The sequence below is a fragment of the Tissierellales bacterium genome, from assembly GCA_025210965.1.
GTDB lineage: Bacteria > Bacillota > Clostridia > Tissierellales > JAOAQY01 > JAOAQY01.
On record JAOAQY010000141.1, the window covers coordinates 1 to 3114 of the forward strand.

3 protein-coding genes are annotated in these 3114 nt (G+C 28.5%); 2 read left to right on the forward strand and 1 reads right to left on the reverse strand.

What is annotated here, in order from left to right; genetic code table 11:
- Positions 1-174: 174 nt before the first annotated feature.
- Positions 175-660: a hypothetical protein gene (locus tag N4A40_09980; protein MCT4662177.1), complete on the reverse strand. Its 486-nt coding sequence runs from the start codon at positions 658-660 to the stop codon at positions 175-177.
- Between the two features lie 272 nt (positions 661-932).
- Between N4A40_09980 and N4A40_09985 the strand changes: the two genes are divergently transcribed.
- Together N4A40_09985 and N4A40_09990 are read left to right on the forward strand one after the other, a co-directional pair.
- Positions 933-2267 carry a hypothetical protein gene (locus N4A40_09985; GenBank protein MCT4662178.1) on the forward strand — a complete coding sequence of 445 codons (1335 nt, stop codon included), beginning with the start codon at positions 933-935 and terminating at the stop codon, positions 2265-2267.
- A gap of 80 nt (positions 2268-2347) precedes the next feature.
- The gene (locus N4A40_09990) at positions 2348-2908 is read left to right on the forward strand and encodes a hypothetical protein (GenBank protein MCT4662179.1); all 561 of its coding nucleotides are present in this window, start codon (positions 2348-2350) and stop codon (positions 2906-2908) included.
- The last annotated feature ends 206 nt before the right edge of the window (positions 2909-3114 follow it).

Sequence of the window (3114 nt, forward strand, 5' to 3'; positions counted from 1 at the left end):
AACGTTGAAATTTAAACGAAAACTTGCTATAATGATAAAGCACCACTTTTTAAATGTGGTGCACAAAAACAGACAAAATGTGAATTAAAATAGTAAAACTGTTGATAAGTTTCAGAAAACTCGAGAAACTTATCAACAGTTTTTTTGTTTTTGCGTAGAAAAGTCTGAATATTTTTATTTTGATTTTATAAATAAATTATCTATGTCTAAATCAGTTATAGATTTGTAGTCAGATATGTCATTGTTATTTCTTAAATCTAGATAATATAGTTGAGACATAGATTTAAGCGGTTGGATGATTGAATCATTCAATTTGTTATTATTTAAAATTAAAATTTGGAGAGAAGTAATATCCTTCAAATCAGATATATCAACTAGTTTGTTGCCACTTAAATTAAGAGCCATTAGACTACTTAAATTCTTTAGAGGACTTAAATCTTTAATACTACTATCTGGAAGACTTATTGCAACTAGATTTTTAATTTTATCTATTTCTTCTATAGAACTGATAGATTCCCAGTTCAAATCCTCAGCAATTACAGAATCAATAGAAGAAGATGCAGGTGATACATAATTCAAGTACAATAGCGTATCAAGTTTATCAGAATAAATAGGCTCAGAATCATCTAGGTTTAGATTTAGTCGTACAATTTTATCCAAATCTTTATTCGAGAATGAAATAATTTGGCTATCTTTAGAGTCAGAAATCGTATTAGATTCTTGAATTTCTCCATATGAAAAGCTAATAAAATTGTCTTAAAGAGTAGAAATTTTTCGTTAAAAGGTTTTTTTGACGGTTGTCAAGTGCGGTTTGTGGATTTAAAGCTACCAAATGCGATAATATAGCGTTTTGTTTATTAATTGATGATATAATGCTCATAGAAGTGCACTCTAACTAATTAGAAATTATAAGTTTAGAAAGGATGGTTTTTTTGAAAATGTCAAGTTTCTTCAAATTTTTTTTTATTAATGTTTTTTGTATTGCTATAATTTTATGTGATGTTGGTTCTGTAAGTGCAATTAAGTCAGGTAATAACAGAAGTTTTCCTCAAAATGAAAGTGCGCTTTATTTTAGAGATTTAGATGATTATGGTCGCGATTTAGAAATTAGAACTTCTAAATCTGGATCTTATTTTTCACAAAATAAATCTCAGTATAAAATAAATAAAATTTATTTTGATGCAAATAAGATTCATTTATCTGGAGTGTTATTTGCAAAAAAAGCAATAGATTTTAATATAAGCGGTACTTTAGCAAAATCTGAAAAGAATAATAACCTCGTGGTGATTGAAGCTAAAGATGAATCCAATAATTTTGATGTAGTATTTATGGGTATAGATAAAAATCCTAAAGATAGTATAACTTTAAATCCGAATGTAAAAAATACTAATAGCACGGTTTTAAAATTATATCTTCTTGAGAAAAAAACTAGAAATTTTACAGCAATTGAATCTGCTAGTTGTTTAGATCAACCTATTGTTGATAAAATATTTAAAAATTTAAGCATATTAAGAGTAGCGGAACATAAAAATGAGTTTTGGTATGGGAAGATTTTAAAACCTATATCAGCAGAAGAAATTAAATACCCTCAAAGCAGAAGTGCAGAAAGAGATAAAATTTCTAAGAAGCAATACTTTAGATGTACATACTCTGTGGGAGGTGGGAAAATTTATGAAGATTTTGTTGTTAAGTATACCGTTTCAGGACCAAGCAAATTAATTGGTGAAAGCACATTTTTAACCAAGTTATCTGTGTATAATGAAGAAACTTGGTCAAATGACATACCTTCAGTTAAGAGTGATGATACATGTACTTCAATTGGGGTTAACTCATCTATTGATGTAATTGGATCTACTGAAGAGGACGGTCACTATATAGAAAAAATTGAATGGGATAGTTGCCATCATGAATCAGGCAAGATAGATTTTAGCCTTAGTTGGTGTTATACGATACCGCATACAGGAATTACATTAAATGCTACATTTGAGCCAGATAAAGACGTCGAATATGATAAGTTTTATTCAAAAATTGATGAAGAAGATGAAATTCCAGCTGCTAAAGTGTCTTTTGAAGATAATGTTGTTTTGAGAGACGTTGGGCACTCTGTCGCAGTTAACTTTTTGGTTGGTGATTATGATAGATATGATTCTGGAGATAGAAAAGACTTTAAGGTCATTTGGAACTATGATTTATATAATTCAGAGTCTCCATATCATTTTGGTGGAGATACTGTAAAAGAAATTACTTTTGATTATAAAGCTAATTAATTAAATTGAGTAATAAAAACAAGTGAGATGACTAAGATAAAGACAAGCTAGTGTTTACCAGTTTTAGAAAGGTAGGTTTTATGAAATTCACTAAAAGTACGAGCATTTTAAGTATTATTTTAGTACTAAGCATTGTTCTAAACATCAATTTGTATAACTCTAATAAAAGACAACAAAAAATACTTTCATCATACATTGCTCCTGCGCTATATGATATAACTATTGGGTCTAAAAATTCTATATCACCTCTTGATGATGCTATAAAAAATGAGAAGGTATCAGAACAATCGATGGAAATCATTAAAAAGAATGTTGGCAAATTCATGAGTGGGTTTGGTAAGTTAGCTAGTGTAGGTCATTTGATTAAGAGATATGACTACGATTTTGATAAACATCATTTTCCAGAGTATACAGATTCACTGTCGCATTATAGAACCAAATCTATAAATGATGGGCTTGAATATACTAATATTGATGAAATTGATTTATCATTATTTGTTGAAATTAGGTCGTTTATGATTGAATGTGACAAAATAATGCAAGAGTACATTCTTATTGAAAATTATTCGGATTATGATGAATATATTTGGTATGATATACTGAAAGACATAGGGGATATAGAAGTAGAAAGACGGAATTGATTTCAGATAGATTTTTATAGCTAGATTATAGAAATTTGTTCACAAGGATAGAAAAGATGCGATTAAACGTTGAAATTTAAACGAAAACTTGCTATAATGATAAAGCACCACTTTTTAAATGTGGTGCACAAAAACAGACAAAATGTGAATTAAAATAGTAAAACTGTTGATAAGTTTCAGAAAACTCGAGAAACTTATCAACAGTT

Excerpts from the sequence above, each read along its gene's own strand:
- N4A40_09990 (MCT4662179.1), top strand. The coding sequence starts at position 2,348 with ATGAAATTCACTAAAAGTACGAGCATTTTAAGTATTATTTTAGTACTA.